This window comes from Arthrobacter sp. FW306-07-I (assembly GCF_021800405.1).
In the GTDB taxonomy this organism is placed as follows: domain Bacteria; phylum Actinomycetota; class Actinomycetes; order Actinomycetales; family Micrococcaceae; genus Arthrobacter.
Map to the genome: position 1 here is coordinate 1373292 of NZ_CP084550.1, position 26059 is coordinate 1399350.

At 67.1% G+C, this 26059-nt stretch carries 21 protein-coding genes; 12 read left to right on the forward strand and 9 right to left on the reverse strand.

Annotation, left to right across the window (positions count from 1 at the left end):
- Nucleotides 1-5 precede the first annotated feature (5 nt).
- Genes manA through LFT46_RS06420 form a run of 4 tightly spaced genes read right to left on the reverse strand, consistent with a single transcriptional unit; the run spans nt 6 to nt 4692 of the window.
- Complete coding sequence (manA, locus tag LFT46_RS06405; protein WP_236821613.1) at nt 6-1250, reverse strand: mannose-6-phosphate isomerase, class I; 1245 nt, start codon at nt 1248-1250, stop codon at nt 6-8.
- A 55-nt stretch (nt 1251-1305) separates the two neighbouring features.
- The gene (locus LFT46_RS06410; protein WP_236801624.1) at nt 1306-2955 is read right to left on the reverse strand and encodes an LCP family protein; all 1650 of its coding nucleotides are present in this window, start codon (nt 2953-2955) and stop codon (nt 1306-1308) included.
- A gap of 10 nt (nt 2956-2965) precedes the next feature.
- Entirely contained in the window at nt 2966-3547 is a 582-nt protein-coding gene (purE, locus tag LFT46_RS06415; RefSeq protein ID WP_236821614.1) for a 5-(carboxyamino)imidazole ribonucleotide mutase, read from the reverse strand.
- Nucleotides 3544-4692 (reverse strand): 5-(carboxyamino)imidazole ribonucleotide synthase, encoded by a 1149-nt coding sequence (locus LFT46_RS06420; RefSeq protein WP_236821999.1) that lies wholly within the window; start codon nt 4690-4692, stop codon nt 3544-3546. Before LFT46_RS06420 ends, purE begins: the two co-directional genes overlap by 4 nt.
- A 222-nt stretch (nt 4693-4914) precedes the next feature.
- Between LFT46_RS06420 and LFT46_RS06425 the strand changes: the two genes are divergently transcribed.
- The gene (locus LFT46_RS06425) at nt 4915-5475 is read left to right on the forward strand and encodes a GtrA family protein (RefSeq protein WP_236801628.1); all 561 of its coding nucleotides are present in this window, start codon (nt 4915-4917) and stop codon (nt 5473-5475) included.
- Between the two features lie 10 nt (nt 5476-5485).
- Here LFT46_RS06425 and LFT46_RS06430 read toward each other — a convergent pair whose 3' ends face one another.
- Nucleotides 5486-6187 carry a TIGR03089 family protein gene (locus LFT46_RS06430; protein WP_236821615.1) on the reverse strand — a complete coding sequence of 234 codons (702 nt, stop codon included), beginning with the start codon at nt 6185-6187 and terminating at the stop codon, nt 5486-5488.
- 408 nt (nt 6188-6595) lie between these two features.
- Here LFT46_RS06430 and LFT46_RS06435 point away from each other — a divergent pair, with 408 nt between their 5' ends.
- The 3 genes from LFT46_RS06435 to LFT46_RS06445 are packed head-to-tail and all read left to right on the forward strand — an operon-like array spanning nt 6596 to nt 12226.
- On the forward strand, nt 6596-7129 hold the full coding sequence (locus tag LFT46_RS06435; RefSeq protein ID WP_236821616.1) for a WhiB family transcriptional regulator: 534 nt from the start codon (nt 6596-6598) through the stop codon (nt 7127-7129).
- A gap of 29 nt (nt 7130-7158) precedes the next feature.
- Entirely contained in the window at nt 7159-10533 is a 3375-nt protein-coding gene (locus LFT46_RS06440; RefSeq protein WP_236822000.1) for a glycosyltransferase family 2 protein, read from the forward strand.
- Nucleotides 10526-12226 carry a DUF5719 family protein gene (locus LFT46_RS06445; RefSeq protein ID WP_236821617.1) on the forward strand — a complete coding sequence of 567 codons (1701 nt, stop codon included), beginning with the start codon at nt 10526-10528 and terminating at the stop codon, nt 12224-12226. Before LFT46_RS06440 ends, LFT46_RS06445 begins: the two co-directional genes overlap by 8 nt.
- Nucleotides 12227-12235: 9 nt before the next feature.
- Here LFT46_RS06445 and LFT46_RS06450 read toward each other — a convergent pair whose 3' ends face one another.
- Nucleotides 12236-12748: a metallopeptidase family protein gene (locus LFT46_RS06450; RefSeq protein WP_236821618.1), complete on the reverse strand. Its 513-nt coding sequence runs from the start codon at nt 12746-12748 to the stop codon at nt 12236-12238.
- Nucleotides 12749-12868: 120 nt separating this feature from the next.
- Here LFT46_RS06450 and LFT46_RS06455 point away from each other — a divergent pair, with 120 nt between their 5' ends.
- The 4 genes from LFT46_RS06455 to LFT46_RS06470 all read left to right on the forward strand — a co-directional run bounded on the left by LFT46_RS06455 (nt 12869) and on the right by LFT46_RS06470 (nt 16423).
- The gene (locus LFT46_RS06455) at nt 12869-13255 is read left to right on the forward strand and encodes a DUF3499 domain-containing protein (protein WP_236801659.1); all 387 of its coding nucleotides are present in this window, start codon (nt 12869-12871) and stop codon (nt 13253-13255) included.
- A gap of 79 nt (nt 13256-13334) precedes the next feature.
- Nucleotides 13335-13562 (forward strand): Trm112 family protein, encoded by a 228-nt coding sequence (locus LFT46_RS06460; protein ID WP_236821619.1) that lies wholly within the window; start codon nt 13335-13337, stop codon nt 13560-13562.
- Between the two features lie 90 nt (nt 13563-13652).
- Entirely contained in the window at nt 13653-15119 is a 1467-nt protein-coding gene (gene ahcY, locus LFT46_RS06465) for an adenosylhomocysteinase (protein ID WP_236821620.1), read from the forward strand.
- Nucleotides 15120-15184: 65 nt separating this feature from the next.
- Nucleotides 15185-16423 (forward strand): L,D-transpeptidase, encoded by a 1239-nt coding sequence (locus LFT46_RS06470; RefSeq protein WP_236821621.1) that lies wholly within the window; start codon nt 15185-15187, stop codon nt 16421-16423.
- A 2-nt stretch (nt 16424-16425) separates the two neighbouring features.
- Here the strand turns inward: LFT46_RS06470 and LFT46_RS06475 are convergent, their stop codons facing one another.
- Nucleotides 16426-17226 carry an RDD family protein gene (locus LFT46_RS06475; protein WP_236821622.1) on the reverse strand — a complete coding sequence of 267 codons (801 nt, stop codon included), beginning with the start codon at nt 17224-17226 and terminating at the stop codon, nt 16426-16428.
- 78 nt (nt 17227-17304) lie between these two features.
- Between LFT46_RS06475 and LFT46_RS06480 the strand changes: the two genes are divergently transcribed.
- Together LFT46_RS06480 and LFT46_RS06485 are read left to right on the forward strand one after the other, a co-directional pair.
- Nucleotides 17305-18297 (forward strand): stage II sporulation protein M, encoded by a 993-nt coding sequence (locus LFT46_RS06480; RefSeq protein ID WP_236821623.1) that lies wholly within the window; start codon nt 17305-17307, stop codon nt 18295-18297.
- A gap of 123 nt (nt 18298-18420) precedes the next feature.
- Nucleotides 18421-19797, forward strand: coding sequence for a TIGR01906 family membrane protein (locus tag LFT46_RS06485; protein ID WP_236801700.1), 1377 nt, complete (start codon nt 18421-18423; stop codon nt 19795-19797).
- Here LFT46_RS06485 and LFT46_RS06490 read toward each other — a convergent pair.
- Complete coding sequence (locus tag LFT46_RS06490) at nt 19788-21617, reverse strand: AMP-dependent synthetase/ligase (RefSeq protein WP_236821624.1); 1830 nt, start codon at nt 21615-21617, stop codon at nt 19788-19790. The genes LFT46_RS06485 and LFT46_RS06490 overlap by 10 nt on opposite strands.
- Before the next feature lie 67 nt (nt 21618-21684).
- Nucleotides 21685-23409, reverse strand: coding sequence for a dolichyl-phosphate-mannose--protein mannosyltransferase (locus tag LFT46_RS06495; protein ID WP_236821625.1), 1725 nt, complete (start codon nt 23407-23409; stop codon nt 21685-21687).
- 45 nt (nt 23410-23454) lie between these two features.
- Here LFT46_RS06495 and rsmI point away from each other — a divergent pair, with 45 nt between their 5' ends.
- The gene (gene rsmI, locus LFT46_RS06500) at nt 23455-24330 is read left to right on the forward strand and encodes a 16S rRNA (cytidine(1402)-2'-O)-methyltransferase (protein ID WP_236821626.1); all 876 of its coding nucleotides are present in this window, start codon (nt 23455-23457) and stop codon (nt 24328-24330) included.
- Between the two features lie 180 nt (nt 24331-24510).
- Nucleotides 24511-26010: an NAD-dependent succinate-semialdehyde dehydrogenase gene (locus LFT46_RS06505; protein ID WP_236821627.1), complete on the forward strand. Its 1500-nt coding sequence runs from the start codon at nt 24511-24513 to the stop codon at nt 26008-26010.
- Nucleotides 26011-26059 lie beyond the last annotated feature (49 nt).

The following is a 26059-nucleotide window of genomic DNA, read 5'->3' on the forward strand; positions in this document are numbered from 1 at the left end:
TGGGGCTAGAGTCCGGTGGTCACCGCGAAGGCCAGCGCCGGCTCGGCTTTTCCGGCCACCCAGTGGACGTTGACGGGGGCTTCCGCGGCCGCGATGAACGCGCTCCGGCCCCTGGACAGCTGCAGGTCGCCCCTGGGTGAGTCAAGGTAAACCTCGCCGGCCACCACAATGACCACCGCGGCGCCGGACTGCGCCAGGGGTACAGGTCCCGAATCCGGCCCCAGCTCGATGCGCTGCAGCTGGAACTCCTTGAACGGGGGGCGGAACAGTTCCTGGTCCATCACCGTCTTCTCGGCGTCCAGCATGGGCACTGCCACTGGGTGGAAATCGATGGTGTTCAGGAGTTCCGGGACGTCCACGTACTTGGGCGTCAGGCCCCCGCGCAGGACATTGTCCGAGGAGGCCATGACCTCCACACCCAGCCCGTGCAGGTATGCGTGCACGTTCCCGGCGGGGAGGTAGACAGCCTCCCCGGGCGTCAGCGAGATCCGGTTCAACAGCAGCGAGATCAGCACGCCGGGGTCGCCCGGGTACTTTTCGTTAAGGCTGATGACCGTGCCCAGCTCGGCCTGGTACGGCTCCAGGGAAGCGCGCGACAGCAGGGCTTCGACCACCAGGGCAGTATCTTCAGCCACGCCCTGGCCGCCAGTGATCAACCGCTCGAAGGCCCGGCGCAGTCCTGCGCCTTCGTCCGCGGCGGCGAGATCGTCAATCAGGGCCTGGACCAGCGCGGGGGAGGAGGTTTCCTCGGGGAAGGCGTGGGTGATGTACTCGAAGATCTCCCGGGTTTCGGCGGCGGGCCGGAACCCGCACAGCGCCTCGAACGGCGTAAGTGCGAGAATCATCTCCGGCTTGTGGTTGTCATCCTTGTAGTTACGGTTCGCGGCATGGGCATCCAGCCCGGCGGCGTTCTCCCGCGCGAACCCTGCCCGCGCCTGGTCCAGGCTCGGGTGGACCTGGAGGGAGAGGGGCTGCGCGGCGGCAAGGATTTTCGCCAGGAACGGCAGCCGGGGGCCGAAGGCGTTGACGGATTCCGCGCCCAGGAAGTGTTCCGGGTCCGATGAGATCAGGGCATCGAGGGGGCTCCGGGTGCCGTCTTCCGGCACGTGGGCCACCGACGGCGAGTCAGGGTGCGCACCGATCCACAGTTCGGCCTCCGGGCCACCCGACTCGGGACGGCCCAGCAGCGAGGCGATGGCCGTCGTCGAACCCCAGGCGTAGTCCCGGAGGACGTTCTCAATCTCGTACAAAACCGTTCCGTTCCTTGGTGGATGGGCATTGATGATTGGCCGGCCGCCATTGCCGCTAAAGCGGGCGGCACTGTCCGTTGGTGGCCACGAGCTGGCGGATGGCCTCTTCGTTTCCTTCGAGCTTGAGCTGGGTGAGCATCTCTTCGGTGATCGGCTCGCCGTCGGGCGTGGTGGTCACCGGGGTGAAGTCCGACGGCGAGGGCTGCTGCACGGCGTTGCCGCCCGTGGGCAGGGTGGCAGGCAGGGGCCCGGCCGCCTGGACATGTCCGTCGCCTGCCCCTGGAACTGCCGTACCGTCGTCGGGAATTCCTGCCGACTGTGCGCCCTTGGCGGATGCCTGCGCCAGCAATTGGTCCACCCGCTCGTGGATCTGGTCGAAGTCCGGGTTGGTGGAAAAGGACGGGTCAAAGTCCGGCGGCCCGATGGTGAGCCGTTTGACGTCCTTGCCCCGTGCCTTGATGGCGAGGTCCAGGAAGCTGCCCAGCTGGGCGGAGGAGACGTTGGATTCCACCACCTTGGTTCCCGCGCTGGCAATGTCCTCGAACTTGGACAGCAGGGTAGTGGGATCGAGTTGCTTCAGCATGGCCTGCTGCACGCACTGCTGGCGCTGGATGCGGGAGTAGTCATCAACGTATTCGCGCGAGCGTCCGTACCAGAGCGCCTGGTCCCCGTTGAGGGTCTGGTCGCCGGCCGGGATCCAGCCGAGGGGCATCCCGTGGGTCTTGGTGGTTTCGTCGAAGTACCCGCTCATGGGAACCCACCCGCCCGCCTTGATCCGGATGCCGCCCATGGCATTGATCAGCGTGGAGAAGCCCTGCATGTCAACCAGGACGTACGACTGGATTTGCATGCCGAGCGTGCCGGAGACGGCCTCCATGGTTGCTTGTGCGCCTGGGTCCGCCACGCCGGGGTAAAGGTTGGCGTGCTCGTTGGTGACCTCTGTGTTGATGGCGTTGATGAGGCATTCGTCGCCGCAGTTGTAGCCGTCGGGGTAGAGGGCGCGCATGGGGGAGCCCTCGCTGAACTGCGCGTTCTGGAAGTTCCTGGGGACGGAAATGATGGCGGTCTGGCCGGTCTCAGCATCCACGCTCAGCACCGAGAGGCTGTCCGGCCGGCGGCCGGTGCGGTCATCACCTGCGTCGCCACCCATCATAAGGAAGTTGTAGCGGCCGTCCACCGGCTTGATGGCCGGGCCGGACGAGAAGATATTGCCGATGGCGTTGCGTCCCACGTTCAGCAGGTAGGCGGCGTAACCCATGGAGCCGCTGCCCAGGACCAGGGCAACCACCAGGGCGATGCCGACGGCGGGGCGCGCTTTCGGTGCCAGCAGGACGGGGCGGATCAGCCTCAGGGTGTTGAGGAACAGCAATGCCCAGCCGAGGGCCAGCGCGGCCAACAGGACCACCAGCACCAGCGACGTGACCGGATTTGTGACAATGCTGATGACCATGCTCCGGTCCAGTAACAGCAGGACTGCCGCCAGCAGCAGGATGGCCCACACACAGAGCGTGATGCGCAGCGCCGTCCGCCCCAGCTTCCGGTCGCCCGCAACTAGCTGCGCGCTGCCCGGTACCAGGAGCGTCAACAGGACCAGCACGAAGGCGCGCTTGGTACGGACCGGAGAGGAAGCGCTGACCGGGTAGCGGACGGGGTCTGTCAGGGACGCCCCGGGCCCGGTGTTGAGCACGCTGCTGCTGCTGGCCATGCCCGCCGCCCTAACGGCTGCCCCGAAGGGCGCCGGAGCCGTCCGGGAAGACTTCGCTTACTTTCTGTCGCAGGTTTGCGCCCTTGCGGGCGGCAACGGCGTTGAGGTCCGCGGCGAAGTCGAGGAGGTCAGCGCGGAGGGAGGCAGCGAGCTCGTCGGTACCCGACGCGAGCATCCGAACGGCCAGGAGCCCGGCGTTCCGCGCGCCGGCGATGGAGACCGTCGCCACCGGCACCCCGGCGGGCATCTGGACGATGGACAAGAGGGAGTCCATCCCGTCCAGGGTCTTAAGGGGGACCGGCACGCCGATGACGGGAAGCGGCGTGACGCTGGCGAGCATGCCGGGCAGGTGGGCGGCACCGCCGGCGCCGGCGATGATGACCCGCAGGCCGCGTTCGTGCGCCGTCTGGCCGTACCGGATCATTTCCGTGGGCATCCGGTGGGCTGAGACCACGTCCGCTTCGAACGGGATGCCGAACTCGGCCAGGGCGTCGGCAGCGGCCTCCATGACTGGCCAGTCCGAGTCGGAGCCCATGACCAGGCCCACCAGCGGGCGGGTGCCGGATGCGGCGGGGGTGCTGTCGGCGCTCATGCCTTCTCCTCGAAAATCGCTGCAGGTTCTTCGGCGGATACCCGCCCGTCACGGATGATGCCGGCCACGGCCGTGGCCCGTCGGCGGACCGAGTCCACCTCCGCGGTGGAACTTCCCACCAGGTTGACGTGGCCGATCTTACGTCCCGGCCGTACAGATTTGCCGTAGCAGTGGACTTTCGCGGCGGGTTCGGCGGCGAGTGCCATGGGGTAGGCGGAGTACAGGTCCTGGTTTTCCCCGCCCAGGAAGTTCTTCATCACCGTCACCGGCGCCAGCGCATCGGTGGCGCCCAGGGGCAGGTTCAGGACGGCCCGGAGGTGCTGTTCAAACTGGCTGGTGATGGAGCCGTCCTGGGTCCAGTGGCCGGTGTTGTGCGGCCGCATGGCCAATTCGTTGATCAGGAATCCGGCTCCGGTGCCCGGCGTTTCGAAGAGTTCCACGGCAAGGACGCCGGTCACGTCCAGTTCGGCGGCGATGCGCAGTGCGGCGTCCTCAGCGGCTGCCGCCACCTCCAGCGGGATGTCCAGCGCCGGAGCAATCACCTCGTCGCAAACACCGTCCACCTGGATGGTGTGGACCACGGGCCAGGCCCGGGCTTCGCCATCGGGGCTGCGCGCCACGAGGGCGGAGAGTTCGCGGGTGAATTCCACTTTGGCCTCGGCCAGCAGGGGACTCATGGCGGCAAACCAGTCAGCCGCCTCGGCGGCCTCCTCCGGCGAGCCGACGATCCTGACGCCCTTGCCGTCATATCCACCGCGCGGGGTTTTCAGGACAACGGGCCAACCGGTTTCATCGCCGAAGCGCACCAGCGCGTCAACGTCGGCCACGGATGCCCAGGTGGGGTTCGGCAGTTCCAGCCGGTCGATGGCCGCACGCATGACCAGTTTGTCCTGGGCGTGGACCAGGGCGTCCGGTCCGGGCTGGACGTTGACTCCGGCCTCCTGCAGGGCGCGGAGGTGGTCCGTGGGCACGTGCTCGTGGTCGAACGTCATCACGTCCAGGCCCTTGGCAAAGTCCAGGAGCGTCTGCAGATCCTTGTAGTCGCCCACTGGAGTAGTGGGTACTGCCGATACCGCCGACACGTCGTCACCTTCGGCGAGGACGCGGAGTTCAAAGCCGAGTGCTGTAGCGGCAGGGGCCATCATTCGCGCGAGCTGGCCGCCGCCAACCACGCCTATCACTGGAAAAGTCACATGTGCCAGCCTACCGAAGACGCGCCGGATCGACGCTTTTGCGGCCCGGTGGGGGACGGACATTTTCGCGGGGAGGGGTACCCGGCTCCTGCATCCGGGGGGCGCTGTAAGGCTTTGGGGCTAAAATGGACCTTTGGCCGAGTGGCCCACAGTTCGTCACGGCCATGGAGGGTCATGTTTAGCACACTTGCAGATCGTATCCGGGGGCTCGCCTCACTCTTCTGGCGCGAGGTGGCCAAGTTTGGTGCGGTCGGCGGTGTCGCGTTCGTCATCGATAACGGGCTGACCTATTACCTGATGCACGGCCCCATGTCCGACAGCGAGGCGAAGGCCCGCTTTGTGGGAGCCACCGTGGCCACAGTCTTTTCGTGGGTGGCGAACCGGTTCTGGACCTTCCGCCACCGCCGCCAGGCCAACGTACTCCGTGAGTTCATCATGTTCGTGATCATCAACGGAATCGGCATTGGCATCTCTACAGGCTTCACGGCCCTGGCCAAGTACGGCATGGGCATCGACAACAAGAACCTGTTGTTCCTCGCCGGCGTGGTTGGCATCCTGGTCGCCACGGTTATGCGCTTCTTCGCCTACCGGTTCCTGGTGTTCAACCAGGAACTGGACCAGGAACCGGAGTTCTCCCACGACCACGAGATCATCGAAGCCCACCCCCACAAGGAGCGTGCGGGTGCCGCGGAACGCCCGGCACCGACTCCCGCCGACGGCGGCCCCCAGGCCTAGCCAGCGGCCGCTAGCTTCCGTGGATGCGTTCGTCGGCCATCAGTTTGTCGGTGATCGCCACATCGGGATGGGTCAGCACTATGGAGCCGCCCTGCTGCCATGCTCCCAGCGCATTCGCGAGTACAGCTTCAAGTCCGGCATCGGCAGGAACATGCAGCCTGGCGCCTTCTGTATGCGGCACGGCAAAACCGGTGATCAGGTCCTGATGCAGGACACTTCGCCCCTGGCTGGTCAGCACGGCGCGGGCCGACGGGTCAGGATCGGCGTGGGGCATGAACACGTCCCCGTGTGACCGCACCTCAGCGGCATAATCCAGCCAACCGGCAGGAAGGTCGCCGCCCCAGCGCATGGCGAGGGCCGGCAGGGCAACGGCAACGCCGGCGTCGTACTGTCCGTCAGAACCGGCGGGATTGTCGGTGGCAAGGAAGTCCGCCTGGCCGCCGTCGAGCATTGTTTCCAGTCCCAGCTGCCAGCCGGCCAGTGCCCATACCAGCGCTTTCCAGTGGGCCGGAAGTGCGAGCCGGAGCCGCATGCCCGGTTCTGCATCCAGTTCGTCCTGCAGCAGGTTGCTCGTCTTGGCCACCCAGTTGTCCAGGACCCGGCCCGACAGTTCCACCCGCTCCGAGTCGGGCCCGTACCAGGTCAGGCGTGGTGCCGTGGAGTTTCCGGAGCGGAGGGCGGCCGTGAGTTCGAGCGCGGGAATTGATGTCATGCGTTCATCCTGCCACTGTCCGAATTACCTGGATGCCCGGCTTACCTGGATGCCCGCGCCAGCCGCGGCGGCCAAGCCAGGGGAACTGATCGTGATGTTAATCACCCGCATTGCTAAGTGTGCTTGCTATTTCTGCGAAGAGCAGGTATTTTCCCCGCTAACACGGGGGATTGGCGGCTTTCCTGCCGGGAATTACGGGCCAGACCCTTCCGCCACGCCGGGGCGGAAGGAAAACCCGGGCGTGGCGTGCGCAAATTTCCCGGCTTCGACTGTCTATTATCCCGGCAACGGCTTGACTCGCCCTAGTTACACACGTGTAATTAGGTAACTAAAGCAATTGCGTAAATACCGGCACACAACCGAGTGTCCACGTATCCAGGCAGTCGCTGAACCATCAGGAGGGTCGCCGTGGGGCAAGCAGAGCGTATCCAGGAAGATGCCGTCGTGGCCGGTCAGGCAACGGCAAAGTACCGTGCGCGGGGGGTGCCGAGCGATTGGTACGTGGACCCCGCTGATCCTGATGCTGCGGAGCGGTACAACAGGAACTCCACCACTGTTCTTGAGGACCAGGCAACCGCGTTCCTCGCGGCACACGAAGCCCTCCTCGACGGCGGTGCTGAGCCGGAAGATGACCTGGATCCGCCTATGGAGCTGGCTGCGGCCGGTACCACCCAGCCGGTGTGGATCGGGCTGCCGCTGCAGCAGGAGTTCGACGACGAGGGCGAGCTGGGCTGGCAGACGGATGCTTTGTGCGCGCAGACGGATCCGGAAGCCTTTTTCCCTGAGAAGGGCGGCTCCACCCGCGATGCCAAGAAGGTCTGCGGTGCCTGCAACGTACGGTCGCAGTGCCTGGAGTACGCGCTGGCCAATGACGAACGGTTCGGCATCTGGGGAGGCCTTTCCGAGCGTGAGCGCCGGCGGCTTAGGAAGCGAGCAATCTAATTCTTCAGGATGTGCACGTCACTGCCGTTGTGGTTGCCCACAACGGCAGTGCCTATCTGCCCAGAACCCTTGCAGCTTTGGCGTCCCAAACCCGGCCCGTTGACCGTGCCGTGGGTGTGGACACGGGGTCCGGCGACGACTCCTACCGCCTCCTGCGGGAGGCTTTGGGGGAAACCGAGGTTCTCAGCTACCCGCGGAGCAAAGGCGGCATGGGCGCCGCCGTCTCCGCTGCGCTCGCGGAGCTGGTCCCCGTCCACGGGGACGGCGACGGTGGCAGGACCGAGTGGATCTGGCTGCTGCACGATGATGCCGCGCCCGCGCCCGAAGCCCTTGCCGAACTCCTGGGCGCCGTGGAGCGTGCGCCCTCGGTCACCGTTGCCGGCTGCAAGCAGCTGGACTGGCATTCGCCGCGAAGACTTATCGATGTAGGTCTTTCCACCAGCCGGTGGGCCGAGCGTCTGACCCTGATCGATGCCGATGAAATGGACCAGGGCCAGTACGACGGCCGTACCGATACCTTTGCCGTCAATTCCGCCGGCATGCTGGTGCGCCGGGATGTCTGGGACCAGCTGGGCGGCTTCGATCCCGCCCTGCCCGGCAGCGGAGACGACGTCGACTTCTGCTGGCGGAACCGCCTTGCAGGCCACCGCGTGGTGGTGGTTCCCGCAGCCCGGATGTTCCATGTGGCGCACCGTCCGCATGCCCTTGGAAACCCCTCGGCGGCGCGCAAGGCCCAGGTCCACTTGCGCCTGAAGCACAGCCCGCTCTGGATGGTGCCGGTCCACGGCATCGGTGCAATGCTTGGCAGCCTCTTCAAGCTGGTCCTGAGCATCGTCGTCAAGGACCCTGGCCACGGCATTTCCCAGCTTCTCGCCACGTGCGCCGCGTTGGGCAGGCCGGGCGCCGTGGCCAAGGCACGCCGGACAGCCAAGCGGTCACGGCGCATCCGCCGGTCCGTCATCCGCAAACTCCAGACCCCCCGGCGGGAGGTGTGGAGCCACCGCCGGTCGCTGATGGAGGCGCTGGGATCCGACGGGTCCGGCGCTGACCACCTCGTGCAGGATCCGCTGGCGAACCAGCCCACCGGTGACGCCGCGGACGACTTCGCAGCCCTGGCCACCACCAAACGCGGTTGGGTGGGTAACGGCGCCTTAGCCGCCGTCATCATCGCATCCGTGGCCTCCCTATTGGCGCTCACAGGTTTGTTCCGGGCCGGAGCGGTAACCGGAGGCGCCCTGCTTCCTGTCTCCGCGAGCTTGGGGGACATCTGGCATAACGCCTCCAGTTGGTGGATCAGTTTGGGCGCGGGCCTTCCCGGCCGCGGCGACCCCTTTGACTACGTGCTGTGGATCATCGGAGTCCTGGGCGGAGGGGACGCGAATCCGGCCATGGCCTGGCTGCTCCTGCTCGGTGCCCCGTTGTCCGGCCTCACCGCCTGGTTCGCGGCCGGCGGGCTGACTGTACGCCGCCGGCTCCGCCTCGTGGCTGCGCTCTATTGGGCAGCCGCTCCCGCACTCCAGGCCGCACTCAACCAGGGGCGGGCAGGCGCCCTGATCGCGCACATCATGCTTCCGCTGGTGGTCCTGGGCCTGCTGCGGGCTACGGGCTCCGCGGTGGGCCACGGCCGGTTCAACGCCGGCGCATCAACTGAACGCAACTCCACCGAACAGCCCCCGGCCAAGGCGGGGATCAACGGCCTTCCCTCGTGGTCCGCCGCGGCAGCTGCGGGCCTGGCCCTGGCTGTCACGACCGCGGCCGCCCCCTCGCTGCTGATCCCGGCCACGGTGGTCATCGTGCTCTGCGGCCTGCTATTGGGGCGGCGCGGGCGCACCGTGTGGTGGGCTCTGTTGCCGGCTGCCGCCTTGTTTACCCCTTTTGCCCTGTCCACACTCGACCGGCCGCGTGCCATCCTGGCGGATCCAGGATTGCCGCTGGGATTCGACGCTGCCCCTCTGTGGCAGCAGGTCCTGGGCCAGCCCCTGTCATTCGACCCCGCGGCCGGGCTTCAGGGACTGGCTGCCTTTGCCGGCGGTGGCGTGCCTTGGGCGCTCCTGCTCGCATTGCTCATCGCGGGGCCGGTGCTGGTCCTTGCCATCGTGGGACTCTTCAGTGCACGGCGTCGGGCCCGGATTGCCAGGTGCTTCTGGATCGTGGCTGTTATTGCCCTGGCCGCCGGCTGGTTCGCCAGCCACGTCGCCACCGGCTTCAACGCCGGCGTGCTGGTAACGCCGTTCACCGGACCGGTGGTGTCTGCCGTGTCCTTTGCCCTCCTTGCGGCGGCAATCCTCGGATCCGAGCAACTCCTGTCCACGGCGGACCGGGCGTCGGGCACCGGGACGAGGACTGGAAGGGCAGCGCGCGCAGGGCTGGCGCTGGGCCTTGTGGTGGTGCTGGCCGGACCGCTGGCCGGGATGGCTGCCTGGTCAGCGCAGAACATTTTGCGTCCGGCGGGGACTGCCGCCACCCACGCCACTACATCCCTGGGGAGCACTCCTGCCGCCGCTGCAGCGGGTTCCGGAACCGGGGGAGAGCTGGGCACGCCGCGCCTGGTGGAAGCCTCCACGGGGCGCTCCCTGCCCGCCACCGCCGTCGACCGGGGGACCGGGCCGGAACAAACACGGACACTGCTGCTCAGCACCGGAGAAGACGGAACCTTCAGTGCGTCGCTGATGCGTGGGGCAGGCACCACCCTGGACAGTCTCTCCGCCATCGCCTCTGCACGGAACATCATCGGCGCTCCGGGTGCCGAAGAGGTCCGTGGCGACGACGACGTCACCGCGGCTGTCCGCCGCGTGGTGGCCACCCTAGTTGCGGGGCAGGGCGTGGATCCGCGGCCCGACCTGGAACAGCTCGGGGTTGGATTCGTGGTGCTCCGGGCAGCGGACACGGCAGCCCAGCTCACCGCCAGCCGCATGGACGCCGTTCCCGGCCTTGTGGCCGTAGGACAGACCGACGTTGGCTGGCTCTGGCGCATCAGCCCACTGAACCAGCCGGTCCTCCAGGCTGCTGAAGTGGCCCATCGCGTCCGCATCGTGGATCCGCGTGGCGCGGCCACCGCTTTGGTCGCCTCCGGAACCGATGACGTCAACACGGCCGTCCCTGCGGGGCCGGAAGGCCGGTTGGTGGTACTGGCAGAGCGGGCCGACCCGGGGTGGAGTGCCTGGCTCGATGGCCGGAAGCTGACCTCCACCACCGACGGCTGGTCCCAGGCCTTTACGCTTCCGGCGGCGGCCGGCCAGCTCACCGTCCGCTACGAGAACCCGTGGTCGTTCTGGGCTGCCGTTGCCCAGATCACGGTGATCGGACTGACTGTCATCCTGGCAATCCCCATGCCGGCCCGGCGCCCGCGGACCGGTTTCTCGCGCGACGAGGGCTCCCTGCGTAAGGAACACCAACATGCATGAGCAGACCCCACCCGCCGGCATTCCTTCCGCCGAGGCGGGGAAGCAGCCCCAGGCCGGGGAAACGGCCCCAACGGGCGGCGAAGACAGCAAACCATCCAGCCGCGGCGCTACCCGTGTGGCAGGCGGCAAGGGGCGGGCAGCGTCCGTGGCCGGAATTGCGGCGGGCGTCCTCATCCTTGCCAGCGGAGGGGCCCTGGTGGCCGGAGGGTCGCTGACGGCCGCGCCCGCGTCCAGCCGGACCGTGCCGCCCGCGGAAGCAGCCGTCCCCGCGGGAGCCAGCCTTGGCGTCTGCCCCGGCCCCGCCCGGCTGCTGGAGGGAACCGGCACCGGTACCGACGCCCAGTTCCGGCCCGAGTCCGCTACTGCGGCGACCAGGGTCAGTGCCGCCGTGCTGAGCGCCGGAGGTGTGCTCCCCGGCAGCCGGCTCGCGCACCTGGACGGAACAGCCGCCGTCGAGATCTCCAAGGATCCTGGTCCGGCACCGACGGCCGCAGGCCCCCAACAGCTCCTGGCGGGAGTTGCAGCCGACCGGTCCATGGACCAGGTAAGTGTCCTGCGCGCCAAGGCCGTGGCCAACCAGAATGCGTCGGCCGCCGCCGCCATGAAATACACGGCCAGTGACGGTGACCTGCAGGGAAGTGCTGCTGCCACGTGCGGGAAACCCTCGAACGACCAATGGCTGGCGGGTGCCAGCACCACGGTCGGCCGCACCTCCGTACTGGCACTTACCAATGCCTCCAGCACCCCCGCCACGGTGAGCCTTGAACTCTTTGGTTCGGGCGGGCAGGTGCAGGCGCCGGGCAGTCGCGGCCTGCTGGTTGCCCCGGGCACCACCCGCAGCGTGGTCCTGGCCGGCCTTGCGCCCAACGAGCCGAGCCTCAGCGTGCACGTTCGCAGCGCCGGCGGCCCGGTGGCCGCATCCATCCAGCAGAGCGTGCTGCGTGGCCTCACTCCGGGCGGCGTGGATTTCATTAGCCCCGGGACTGCCCCTGCTGTCCGCCAGATCATGACGGGCGTGGACATCCAGGACCCCGCAGGCATTGCTGCCCTGACGGCCCAGGCCGCTTATAAGGATGCCGGCCCGGCCCTCGAGCTCACGGTTCCCGGCGCCTCCGATGCCGTGGTGGAAGTCAAGCTGTATGGACGGGACGGCCAGCGCGCCCTTCCGTCCGGCGGCGTCATCACCGCGAAGGCCGGATCCACCACCGAGATCTCCCTGGCCGGTGTACCCGCCGGCCAATACACCGTAGCGGCCTCATCCGACGTCTCCTTTGTCGCCGCGGCGCGCATGGGCCGCGGGCTCCGGGCAGGGCAGCCATCCGATCTGGCCTGGGCTCCTTCGGCCGTGCGGCTTGGCAGCCAGCACGTGGTTCCCATCCCCAAGGGCGGCCTCCGCCAGCTGGTGTTCGGGGCGTTGGACACCAGGGCCACCATCACGTATGCACCCATCACTGCCGATGGAAAGGTGCGGGCAGCCGCCACCGCCGACATCGCTGGTGGCACCACCGCGACCATCACCGTCCCGGACCAGGCCGAGGGGGCCGACGTCGTGGGCTATGTGGTCTCCGCATCCGGCGACGCCGCCTACGGGGCGGTTCTGGTGGGGCAGGACGGACGCAACGACGTCTCGTCCCTGGCGTTCCTCGCTGCTGCGGCCGGCCGGGAAACAGTCCCGGTCACCTTGGGCTACTAGGCCCGGTGTTCAGTAGCGGCGGCGGTACACGGGGTCAAGCGTCTCCGGCGCGACACCCAGCATCTCCGCCGTGTGCTCCACCACCACGTCGTGGACCAGGTCCTGGAGCTCTTCCACGCTGGAACAGGCCTGCTCCACCACCCGCCGGTACACCGTGATCGTGGGTCCTTCCTCTCCCGCACCGGGGGTATAGGCGCCCATGGGTGCAGGGGCCGCGTTGGCGGCCAGCTGTTCAAGGTCCGGCGGGATTTCATCCACGCCAAACCTGACGCCGTCGAGGGTCTTGCCCCAGATGTCGTGCAACCGTTGGGCGGAGTCCAGCACCATGTCGTCAAAGCGGTCGCCGCGGGTCCGGTAGCCCGGATGCGTGGGCAACATCACCTCGCCGCGAAGGCCGCGCCCGTGCCGGTTCCGGCGGCGCCTGAAGAAACTCCTGCCGGCGGTCTCCACACCCGTTGCTGCGGGGGCATCCGGGTCAGCCAACCGGACCGAAAAACCTGATTCATGGTTCGATGACTGCATACATCGACTCTAAACCCGGGCGGGGATTTACGCGATACATCCGCCCGGCGGCGCCGCGCGGGTCTGCGCAGGCCCCGCAATGCGCAGTTTTTGTCCGGCGAAGGGGTAGTCTGTGATGTCGTGGGAGCTATCCGTCAGTGTTCAAGGTCTGCCTGCCGCCAGTCGGCGGTAGCCACCCTGACGTACGTATATGCAGACTCCACGGCAGTCCTGGGGCCGTTGGCCACCTACGCCGAACCACACTGCTACGACCTCTGTGAGCAGCACGCCGATTCGTTGACGGTTCCCCGTGGCTGGGAAGTACTCCGCCTGGCAATGCCGTCCACTCCGCAGCAGCCTGGGCCGGATGACCTGCTGGCCCTGGCAAATGCCGTCCGCGACGCCGCGGCCCTGCCGCCGGAGGCGCAGCCGCCCGCCCAACGGGGCCACCATTCGGCATTGGAAGCCCCGGCAGGCACTGAAGGGGTACGCCGGGGCCACCTGCGGATCCTTCGCGAACCTTCCTGACCCGTATCTGGCGGTACTCTAAAGACTGCACATCCTTTCCGCTACCGGCGCGAGCGCGCCCGCCAGGGAGCATGAACAAATGCCAAAGATCAGCCCCGAGCTGTTGTCCGTCCTGCGTTGCCCCGTGACCGGATCGCCCCTGGTCCAGGAGGGGGAGGAACTGGTGGCCACTGCCGCCGGGGACTCCGGCGTGAAGAACCGGTATGCCATCGAGGACGGGATCCCTTTGCTGCTGCCTCCGGAACTGCTGGCCGCAGCAGCCTCGGCAGGTTCAGACCAGCACGATCCCGCTGCAGCAGGGCAGTAATCCACCTGCATCCGCTTCACCTGCACTGGCTCTCACAGAAACAGCAGAACGGGGACTGGACCAGTACCCGGACCAAGCAAAGGACCACCCATGACTTTTGAGTACAAGGTTGCCGATATCTCCCTGGCGGAAGCCGGCCGCCACCAGATCCGCCTCGCGGAGCACGAGATGCCCGGCCTGATGTCCCTCCGTGAGGAGTTCGGCCCCTCCCAGCCGCTCAAGGGCGCCCGGATCGCCGGTTCCCTGCACATGACCGTGCAGACCGCTGTGCTGATCGAGACCCTCACTGCGCTGGGCGCCGAGGTCCGCTGGGCGTCCTGCAACATCTTCTCCACCCAGGACGAAGCCGCGGCGGCCGTGGTGGTAGGCAAGGGCACCGTCGAAGACCCGCAGGGCGTACCGGTGTTCGCTTGGAAGGGCGAGACCCTCGAGGAATACTGGTGGACCGCCGAGCAGATCCTGACCTGGCCCGGCGCTGAGTCCAACCCCGAACTGGGACCCAACATGATCCTTGACGACGGCGGTGACGCCACCATGCTGGTCCACAAGGGCGTGGAGTTCGAGGCCGTGGGCAATGTTCCCTCCGCCGATCCCGAGGACTCCGAAGAATACGGCATCTTCCTCGACGTGCTCCGCCGCTCCCTTGCCGCCGACCCCCGGAAGTGGACCAGGACTGCAGCCACGATCAAGGGCGTCAGCGAGGAAACCACCACCGGTGTGCACCGCCTGTACCAGCTGGCCGACCAGGGCAAGCTGCTCTTCCCGGCCATCAACGTCAACGATTCGGTGACCAAGAGCAAGTTCGACAACAAGTACGGCATCCGCCACTCCCTGCCGGACGGCATCAACCGGGCCACGGATGTGCTCATGGGCGGCAAGGTGGCCGTGGTCTGCGGCTACGGCGACGTCGGCAAGGGCGCGGCGGAAGCCCTGCGCGGCCAGGGCTCGCGCGTCATCGTCACCGAGATCGATCCCATCTGCGCGCTCCAGGCGGCCATGGACGGCTACCAGGTGGCCAAGCTGGAATCGGTCCTGGCCCAGGGCGACATCTTCATCACCACCACCGGCAACAAGGACGTCATCCTCGCCGAGCACATGGCCGGCATGAAGAACAAGGCCATCGTGGGCAACATCGGCCACTTCGACAACGAGATCGACATCGCCGGTCTGGCCCGCATCCCCGGGATCAAGAAGGTTGAAATCAAGCCGCAGGTCCACGAGTGGGTCTTCGACGAAGGCGCCGACGCGGAGCGCTCCATCATCGTCCTGTCCGAGGGCCGGCTGCTTAACCTCGGCAACGCCACGGGCCACCCGTCCTTCGTCATGAGCAACTCGTTCGCGAACCAGACCATCGCGCAGATCGAGCTGTGGACCAAGCGGGACCAGTACGAGTACGAAAACAAGGTCTACGTCCTGCCGAAGGTCCTGGATGAGAAGGTGGCCCGGCTGCACCTGGCCGCACTGGGCGTCGAGCTCACTGAGCTGACCAAGGACCAGGCAGAATACCTGGACATCGACGTCGGGGGCCCGTACAAGCCCGAACACTATCGTTACTGAGACGTAAGGGCCCGGGCGCTGGACAAGCGCCCGGGCCGTTATTTTTTGCACGTAGGATCAAAAACATGGAGCCTGATGTAAAGCCCCGTCGCCGGGGGAAAACCAAGAAAATCCTTGCCGTGGTTGCCGTGTGTGTCCTGGCTGCTGTGGGCGGGGTTTTCGCCGCCGTCGCCCCGGGCCTTGCCGGCGGACCCCTGGAATCGGAAGCAGGCTCCGCACTGCGGACATCGCCCGGCATCGCGTCCCCCGTTGTCCCACCGGTGGCACTGGACGCTGTCCCCGCCAATGGCGCCAAGCAGGTGAACCCGGCTGCACCGGTTTCCCTGAAGGTGGGCAATGGGATCATCCAGCGCGTCACCCTCGCCAGTACGGCGGGGAAGACCGTCGACGGCAGCATCGACCCCAGCGGGACGGCGTGGTCCGCCACCGGCACCCTCGAGTTCAATACCGAGTACAGCTACACCTACGTGGTCAAGGATTCAGCAGGACGCGAAACCAGCACCACCCAGTCCTTCAATACCGTGTCCAGCTCCCACGAGGCCGACGCTGCCATTTACCCGCTGAACGGCATGAAGGTGGGTGTGGGCCAGCCACTGCAGATCATTTTCAGCGAGCCCGTGACCAACCGGGCCGCCGTTGAAAAGGCCATCAAGATCACCACTACGGCTGGGCAGGCCGGGGCTTTCCACTGGTACAGCGACACCATGGTCCGGTATCGTCCCGAGAACTTCTGGGCTGCGAACTCCACCATCACCATGGACATGCAGCTCTTCGGCGTCGACCTCGGGAACGGCCAGATTGCCAACTTCAACAAAAAGGTGAATGTCTCCATCGGCGACAAGAAGGTAGCCATCGCCGACGCCACAGCGCATACATTTACGCTGAGCATCAATGACCAGCCTGTGAAGACCCTGCCCGTCAGCATGGGGGACAAGCGGTTCCCCTCGGCCAAGGGATTCGCGGTGCTGATGGAGAAGAACCGCTTTGACCACTTCCGGGCGGCGAGCATCGGGCTCAAGCCCGACGACCCCGCCTATTACGGTGAGGCGGACGTCGAGTATACCATCCGCCTCACGCTCAGCGGGGCCTATATCCACCAGGCGCTTGAGTCCGCGTATCCGTACATCGGCAACACCAACGTGTCCCACGGCTGCATTGGTTTCCTCCCGGATGGAGCGGCCTGGGTTTTCGACAACATGGGAACCGGGGACGTGGTCCAGATCATCAATACCGAAGGTGACTACGCGGCGCACACCGACGGCTTCGGCGACTGGAACATCCCGTGGAGCGAATACGACAACTAGGGTCAGTTGCCGAACGGCAGCCGCTGCAGGCGCTGCCCCGTCTCGGTGTACCGGCGGCGTGATTGCGACAGCCTGGTGAATTCCCGGTTCCGCCGTTCGGCAACGACGGCGGCCAGAAAGTCATCGGGGCCCGTTCCGGGCGGCGGGGCAGGGGCTACGTGGGCTGACAGTTCGGCGGCGATCGAGGCGGCCATGCCTGCCCTGGACAGCGGGGCCATCCGGCCAGCCTGGCGGATGAACTGTGCTGCCCTGCGCGCCGTGGCGTCCGGAATGCGGCCAATGTCCGCGGCGGCAGCCCAGGACTGCAGGTACGGCGGCACGAAGACCCGGATGGCCTGCTCAGCCGGCACCCGGCTTCGGACGGCATAGGTTCCGGCCAGCAGGTCGCCCAGCCGCCGCGACTTATCGTTGAAGAGCGCCACGGCAAGGGCAAGGCCGCCGAACGTCAGGTAGATTTCCAAAAAACCGGTCAGTCCGCGGATCACGGCGTGCCGGAACCGGATGGCGCCGCCATCCTCCCGGACCACCCGCAGGCCCGTGGCCAGCTTGCCCAGCGACCGGCCCCTGCTCAGCGTCTCCACAGCCACCGGCACCACCACCAGGCAGAACACGACGGCGGCAAGGCCAAGGGCGCGTGCGGCCGCCGGGTCAAGATCCCGGCCGGCGGCCGACAAGCCAATCATGACCAGCACGAGCAGGACAACATGGACCACGACGTCGATGGCCAGGCCCAGGGCGCGCGCGGCGAAACTGGCGGGCCGAAGCTCGAGTACTACGGCCTCTCCGGTGATGATTGGACCCACCCTGCGGCCCTGCCCTTCGCAGCTGATGTTGGTTGGTGCGGACGCTCAAAGTCTAATGCCGGGCGTTAGGCTGTAGCCGTGGACATGGATGCCTTTGCCGCCGTCAATGCGGACAAATGGGCGCGGTTGCAGGAGCTTGCGGGCAAAGGCAGGCTGACAGGCGCCGAAGCCGACGAATTGCTGGCGCTTTACCAGTCCACGTCCGGGCACCTATCCCTGGTCCGTTCCGTGGCCCCTGAAAGCGGGCTTTCGGCGTCCCTGTCCGCAACGCTGGCCCTGGCAAGGACCCGCTTCACCGGCGCCAGGTCCAACGTTGTGGCCGACCTGGCGCGGTTCTTCGTGGTGGCCCTTCCGGCCGCGCTGTACCGGCTGGCCTGGCTTACCCTGGCCTGCGGCGCAGCATTCGTCCTCATCGCGGCTGCTTACGCCATATGGATCGGAACATCCCCTGAAGCCCTTCGGGCCGTGGCGTCCGAAACCGCCGCGGCCCAGTACGTGGACCAGGACTTCATCAACTACTACTCGGAAAACCCTGCAGCGTCCTTCGCCGGCGCTGTATGGACAAACAACGCGTGGATCTGTGCCCAGGCAGTGGCTTTGGGCATTACCGGGGTGTGGGTTCCGATGATCCTGTTCAGCAATGCGCAGGGGGTGGGCGTCGCTGCCGGAATCTTCGCCTCAGCGGGCAAGTCCGATGTGTTTTACAGCTACATCCTGCCCCACGGATTGATGGAGCTCACCGCCGTCTTCATTGCCTGCGCCGCGGGCCTGCGGATCTTTTGGGCCATGGTCGCACCCGGCCCCCGCACCCGTGGCCGGGCGGTGGCCGAGGAAGGCCGGTCACTGGTCACGGTGGCCCTGGGGCTGGTACTCGTTCTTTTCGTCTCGGGGCTGGTTGAAGGGTTCGTCACCCCCAGTCCACTGCCCACCTGGGCCAGGATCGGCATTGGCGCGGCCGTACTCGCCGCGTACTGGGTGTATGTCCTGGTGTGGGGCAGGCGGGCGTTCCTGTCGGGGGAACGCGGGGACATCCGCCGGGAAGACGCCGGCTACACGGAAATCGCTGCCTGAATCGTTGTAATCCTGCCGGGGTGGTTCCTCGCCCAGCGGAAGTTCCGGACGGTAGGCTCGTCTGCAGAATCAATCGCGCCGCGAACTGGGACCGGTGCGGAACCCAACGGAAGTGACGCTGCTGTGAATGACGAAACACCGGCCCGCGCCAAAAGCGCTGCGCCGCAGCCGGAACCTTTCCTGGATACGTCCGGGGATTCCGACGAGCCCGCGTTCTCCTGGCTGGCGCCTACGGACGGAGACACGTCCGACGGGAACAAGCCGAATGCAGACAAGCCGAATGCTGACAAGTCGGATGCAGACGGTACCAGTGCTGATAAGACCAGTGGGGACAAAACCCCTGGGGGCAGGACCGCCGCTGACCTGTCTGACGGAAACATGCCCGGCGGGGGAGGACCAGGCACGGGAGTGACCGGCAGTGAAAGCAACCGCGAGGCACGCCGGGACACGCGCAATTCCGCACAGCCTGAAAGCCGGGCCGACCGGAAGGCTGCGGAAGCCGCCGTCGGATCTTCCGCCCTTGGGAATCCTGCCTCCGCGCGTCCCGGTGCGGGGCTCTCGGCAGCCGGTGCGTCGACGGCCGGCTCGTCCGCAACCGGGTCCTCCACGACCGGATCCGCTGCGGACCAGCGGGACGGCACCGATTCTCCTGTGTTCAAGGAACCCCTTCCGACGTCGGCACTGCACGTGCGTCCCCCGGAGGAGGAAGTGGAGCGCCGCAACGCGCAGCGTGAAAGCGCGGCCAATGCCAAGCCGGTGGCGCCGCGCGTCATGCAGGTCCTGCTCGCGGTCATCTATCCGGTTATCCTCCTGATCCTGGCCGTCCGGGCCGTGACCAGCCCGCTCTTCCTCTGGGTGGAATACAACCGGCCCGGCTTCCCGGGCGACGGCTACGGCTTCAACACCGACGACCGGATGACTTATGGTTCCTACGCCGTGGACTACCTCAGCAACTGGGCGGGCCCGCGCTACCTGGGTGACCTGGTGAGCCGCAGCGGCGAAAAACTCTTCAAGGACGGCGAAGTCAGCCACATGGCGGACGTCAAAGTTGTCATCCTGTCGACCTTCGGCGCCGGCGTTTTGCTGCTCCTCCTTGCCCTGATCGCCATCCTGTACCTGCGCAAGCGCAGCACCGGCGGGATCAGGCGCGGCCTTTTCGCCGGCTCCATCATCACGCTGGTCCTGATCCTGGGCCTCGGTACGCTGGCGGCCCTGGGCTGGCAGCAGTTCTTTACCGAGTTCCACCGGATTTTCTTCGCCGACGGGTCCTGGACCTTCAGCCTGGACGATACCCTGATCCGGCTGTTCCCCAGCCAGTTCTGGATGGATGCCGGCATCGCCATCGCGGCGATGGTGCTCCTGGCCTCCATCGTGACGCTGGTGCTTACCTGGCCCACGCGCCGCCGCCGTGGCGTAGGACGCGGGGAAGAGCCGGCAAGGGCTGGGCAGGGAAAGCCTGACCAGGAAACGGCGGAGCAGGAAAAGGCCTCTCAGCCGTAGATCTTGGCGATCTCCGCCTGGAACTCCCTGACGACGGCGGACCGCTTCAGTTTCAGCGACGGCGTCAGGTGCCCGGACTCCACGCTGAACTCAGCGTCCAGCAGCCGGAAGGTGCGCACGGACTCCGCCTTCGACACCATCTTGTTTGCCAGGTCCACGGCTTCCTGAAGGGCAGCCAGGACCTGGGGGTCACTGGCCGCTTCACTGAGGGGGAGCGGGGGCAGGCCCCGCTCGGCGCGCCAGTCGGCAACGCCTTCCGGGTCCAGGGTCAGGAGGGCTGATACGTAGGGCTTGCCGTCACCCACCACCACTGCATGGGCCACGAGCTGGTGGCTCCGGATCATCTCTTCCAGCGGCCCGGGGGCAACGTTCTTGCCGCCGGCCGTTACCAGGAGGTCCTTCTTCCGGCCCGTGACCGCGAGGAAGCCCTCCTTGTCCAGCTCGCCAAGATCGCCGGTGCGAAAGAAGCCGTCCACGAACGCTTCGGCGTCCGCGGCCGGGTTGTCGTGGTACCCCCGGAAAACACCGATTCCCTTGACCAGGATTTCGCCGTCTTCGGCCACGCGGATGGTGGTCCCGGGGAGGGGGATGCCCACCGTTCCCACCCTGTTGCGGGAGGGTGTGTTCACGGTGCACGGCGCCGTGGTTTCGGTCAACCCGTAGCCTTCGAGGACGGGAATGCCCACCCCCCGGAAGAAGTGTGCGTCTTCCGAAGCAAGGGGGCTGGCCCCGGAGACGGTGTACTCCACCTCGCCGCCGAACGCCTGTCGCAGCCTCGGGTAGACCAGCCGGTCAAACACCGCGTGCCGGGCCCGGCTCAGCAGTCCCGGGCCGGGACCCTCGCCACGGTTTAGCCGGTCCTGTTCGCGCGAGTAGGCAATGGCTGCAGCGGACGCGGCATCGAACACCCGTCCCTTGCCTGCCACCGCCGCCTTGTGAGCGGCCGTTGCCCGGACTTTCTCGAAGATGCGCGGCACCACCAGCAGGAACGTGGGCCGGAAGGTGCCAAGGTCTTCGAGGAGCTGCGCCGCCCCCGGGCTGTGGCCCACGGTTGCGCCGGCGGCTACACAGACCACCTGGACCGCCCGGGCCAGGACGTGGGCCAGCGGCAGGAACATCAAAGTGCGCGCCATATCCTTCTGCAGGATCTCCGGCAGGAACGCCACGATGTTCTTGGCCACCAGGGCGAAGTTCCCGTGCGTGATCTCGCACCCTTTGGGTTTGCCCGTGGTGCCCGACGTATATACCAGCGAGGCGAGGTCCGCCAGGCCTGCACGGGTGCGCTGCCGCTCCAGTTCAGCGTCGCTGACTCCGGCGCCTGCAGCGGCGAGGCTGGCAAGGTCGGGGGCCTCGCCGTCGTAATCCATCCGCACCACGTTGACCAGGCGGTCGCTGAGCTCGGCAGAGGCCGCCACCACGCCGGTGACCAGCTGCACCATGGCGCGTTCGCCGGCGAAGACCCGCCGGACCCCGGCGTCGCGGATGATCCACTCCACCTGGCTCGCGGAGGACGTCTCATAGATCGGCACCGTAACGCCGCCGGCGAACCAGATGGCAAAGTCCACCAAGGTCCACTCATAGGAGGTACGGGACATCACGGCCACGGTGTCACCCGGTTCCAGGCCGCCGGCAATGAGCCCCTTGGCCAGCGCGCTGACGTCCTGGAGGAATTTCTGCACGGGAACATCCACCCAGCCGTTGGGGCCCTTCCGGCGGTACAGGGCACGGGCCGGGTTGGCGGCGTGCTGCTCCAGCAGCAGGTCGGTCACGTTGCTGTTGGCGTCCATCTCAACCAGCAGTTCGGTGCTTGCTTCTCTCACAGCAGGTCTCCGTTTCCGCTGCCACGCCGCGGCAGCGGCTCCTTCAGGTCTCTGTTGACATCCTGCCCTAGATCCAGGACGGCATCCACATCCGGACCTTCCAGTCGACGTAGGGGATGACTTCGGCAGTCCAGATCGGGTAGAAAAAGGCCGACAGCAGGACCGCCGCCACAAGGAACAGGACCACCAGGTACAGGCCGGAGCGGCGGCGCCAGGGCGGGTCCGTGGCCCTGCCCAGGACCAACCCGAGGCAGTACACCAGCGCCAGGACCAGGAACGGCTCGAAGGACACCGCGTAGAAGTAGAACATGGTCCGCTCCGGGTACATGAACCACGGAAGGTAGCCGGCGGCGACCCCAGCCAGCACGGCACCCGCGCGCCAGTCCCGCCGTCCGGCCCACCAAAAGAGCAGGACCACCAGCGAGATGGCCGCCGACCACCAGATCAGCGGATTTCCGACGGACAGAATGGCCGATGTGCACTTCTCCACGTCACAGCCCGGAGTGCCCTGGGGCGGGGATTCATAGAAAAACGACGTGGGCCGTCCCATCACCAGCCAGCTCCAGGCGCTGGCCTGGTAAGGGTGCTCGGCACTGAGGCCCTGGTGGAACTTGTACGCTTCCAGGTGATAGTGGACCAGGGAGCGGACGGAGTTGGGGAGCCAGCCCCATTCGGCTGACGGATTGCTTTCCGCCCAATGGCGGAAGTAGGCGTTGTCGGACAGGAACCAGCCCGTCCAGGTGGCGGCGTAGATGAGCCCTGCCACGGGAACCATGCCGAGGAACGCGGGGATCCCGTCCCGGATCACGCCGCCGCTGATCCAGCCGCGGATGCCGGCGACCCGGCGCGCGTTGAGGTCCCACAGCACGGTGAGGATGCCGAATCCGGCGAGGAAGAACAGGCCGGACCACTTGGTTCCCACGGCCAGGCCCATGCAGACGCCCGCGGCGACCCGCCACCAGCGCACGCCCAGCCACGGCCCGGACAGCAGCACACCTTCCGGCGGCTGCCCGCCGTTGGCGGCAGCGGCCCGGGCCAGCCGTGCGGCAAGCCGGCGGCGTCCGTCGTCGCGGTCCATCAGCAGGGCGCCGAAGGCGGCAAGGATCCAGAACGTGAGGAAGATGTCCAGCAGCGAGGTCCGGGACATCACCAGGTGATGGCCGTCGACGGCGAGGAGCAGCCCGGCGGCGCCGGCCAGCGGAAGCGAGCGGAACAGTTTCAGTGCGACCAGGGAGACCAGCAGGACGGTGAGGGTGCCGGTGAGGGCTGCGGCGAAGCGCCAGCCGAACGGGTTCTCCGGCCCGAACAGCCACATGCCCGCGGCGATCATCCATTTGCCTACCGGCGGGTGGACCACATACTCGGGGGTGCCCAGCAGGACGTCGGGATTGCCGGTGTTGAAGGCATCATTCGCTTTGTCCGGCCAGCTGCGTTCGTAGCCGCTGATGAGGTAGGAGTAGGCATCCTTGACGTAGTACGTCTCGTCGAACACCAGCTTGTGCGGAACCTCGAGGCGGATGAACCGGAGGAGGCCGCCAATGACTGCCGTCAGGACCGGAACCAGGAGGAACCAAAGACGGAGCGACGGCGGGTAGTCACGCCACGAGGTACCGGTACCAATCAGCCTTGCCCGCAGCGCCTCGACGGTGAACGCCTCATCCGGCCGGCTAATCCAGGACTGGGCAGCCTTCCCGTGAGGCTCCACCGCTGTGGCGCCTGCTGAAGGGGATGCCGCCAGGCTGCGTTTCCAGGCCCCGGCGGGCCGCGTCGAGGTCTGCGTCACGAGCCCCATGCTACCTTTTGCGGCTGGAAGACCCGGCAGCAGTAGGCTTGGTGGGTGGACCCGAACCCCAGCCCCCTCCCCGAGCCCGCCCCTTCGACTGCGGGGCGGATCGTCCTTGCCGCCACACCGATCGGGAACACCGGCGACGCCTCCGCCCGGCTCGTGGAACTGCTGGGCACGGCAGACATCGTCGCCGCCGAGGACACCCGGCGGCTCCACCGCCTGGTCCAGAGCCTGGGCGTTACCGTGGCCGGCCGCGTCATCAGCTACCACGAACACAACGAGGCCACCCGGACGGCCGAACTCCTTGACCACGTGCGTGCCGGCAGCACGCTCCTCATGGTGACCGACGCCGGGATGCCTGCGGTTTCGGACCCCGGTTTCCGGCTGGTTGAGGGCGCCATTGCGGCGGGGCTTACCGTCACCGCCGTCCCCGGCCCCTCAGCCGTGCTCACGGCACTGGCGCTGTCCGGCCTCCCAACGGACCGGTTCTGCTTCGAAGGGTTCCTTCCCCGCAAAGCCGGCGAAAGGGCCTCCCGCCTCGCCGATCTCGCGGGGGAGCGGCGCACCATGGTCTTCTTCGAAGCTCCGCACCGGTTGGAAGCCATGCTGCGGGCCCTGCGGGAGCGCTTCGGCCCTGACCGTCCCATCGCCGTCTGCCGGGAGCTGACCAAGACGTACGAGGAAGTCATCCGCGGCAGTGTAGGCGAACTCCTCACTTGGGCTGAGGAGAATGAGGTGCGCGGCGAGATCGCCGTCGTGCTCGGCGGTGCGCCGGAACAGGCAGCCGGAACCCCGGAAGACCACGTCGCGGCAGTCAACGAGCTGGTGAACCAGGGCGTCCGGTTGAAGGAGGCTGTAGCCGCCGTTGCCGATGACGCGCGCGTGAGCAAGCGGGAACTGTATTCGGCTGTGCTCGCCGCCCGGTAACCTCCGCAGGGGCCTTCCGATTCCTGTGCAGCTGCACAGCAAAGCTGCGATTCTGCAGTGCGCAACGGCGTAGACCCTAGCGGTGCCCCGCAGTAGTCTGGCTGTTAATCAGCCCCATGATCCCGGTCACTCCGTACCGCGGGGGCGGGCTGCCACAACCCTACTGACGAGGGAGTCATCGTGACTGTCACTGCACAGCCGGCCGTTACCGCCGAGCGCGAAACCCGGCTTTTGGCCTCCGTTCCCACCGGGCTGCTCATCAACGGTGAGTGGCGCGACGCCGCCTCGGGCAAGACGTTCGACGTCGAGGATCCCGCTACCGGGAAGGTGCTGCTGAGCATTGCCGACGCCGGCCCCGAGGACGGTGCGGCCGCCCTGGACGCCGCCGCCGCTGCCCAGGAATCCTGGGCGAAGGTGCCGCCCCGGGAACGCGGCGAAATCCTGCGCCGTGCCTTCGACATGGTGACCGAACGGGCAGAAGACTTCGCCCTCCTGATGACTTTGGAAATGGGCAAGCCGCTGGCCGAGGCCCGCGGTGAAGTGACCTACGGCGCCGAGTTCCTGCGCTGGTTCTCCGAAGAAGCAGTCCGCGCCTTTGGCCGCTATTCCGTCTCACCCGATGGCAAGTCCCGGCTCCTGGTGGCCAAGAAGCCGGTGGGTCCCTGCCTGCTGATCACACCGTGGAACTTCCCGCTGGCCATGGCCACCCGCAAGATCGCCCCGGCCGTCGCCGCGGGCTGCACGATGGTGTTGAAGTCTGCGAACCTGACGCCCCTGACGTCCCAGCTGTTCGCGGCCGTCATGCAGGAAGCCGGCCTCCCGGCCGGTGTCCTTAACGTCATCCCCACGTCCACGGCAGGGGCCACCACCGGGCCCCTGATTAAGGACTCCCGGCTGCGCAAGCTCTCCTTCACCGGCTCCACCGAAGTGGGACGGCGACTGCTGGCCGATGCGTCCGAAAACGTGCTGCGGACTTCCATGGAGCTCGGCGGCAACGCCCCGTTCCTGGTGTTCGAGGACGCCGACCTGGACGCCGCTGTCACCGGTGCCATGGCAGCCAAGCTGCGGAACATGGGCGAGGCCTGCACGGCGGCCAACCGCTTCATCGTCCACGAGTCCGTGGCCGGCGAATTCGCCGGGAAGTTCGCCGCGAAGATGAAGGAAATGACCACCGCCCGCGGAACCGAACCCGAATCCAAGGTAGGCCCGCTGATCGACGCCAAGAGCCGTGACAAGGTCCACGAACTGGTGTCCGATGCCCTGTCCTCCGGCGCCAAGGCAGTCCTGGGCGGTGCACCGGTGGAGGGGCCGGGCTACTTCTACCAGCCCACCATCCTGTCCGGCGTCGCCGAGGGGAGCCGTATCCTTTCCGAGGAAATCTTTGGCCCTGTTGCCCCGATCATCACCTTCAGCAGCGAAGACGAGGCAGTGCGGCTGGCGAACAACACCGAATACGGCCTGGTGGCCTACGTGTTCACCAAGGACATCAACCGCGGCATCCGGATGGGTGAAAAGCTTGAAACGGGCATGCTCGGCCTGAACGCCGGTGTCATCTCCAACGCGGCCGCACCCTTCGGCGGCGTCAAGCAGTCGGGCCTGGGACGTGAAGGCGGCCTCGAAGGCATCGAGGAATACCTCTACACCCAGTACATCGGCATCGCCGACCCCTACGCCGGCTAGCACCCGGCCCGCCGGCAACCGCAGGCAAACCGCAAAGTGCCGCCCGGAG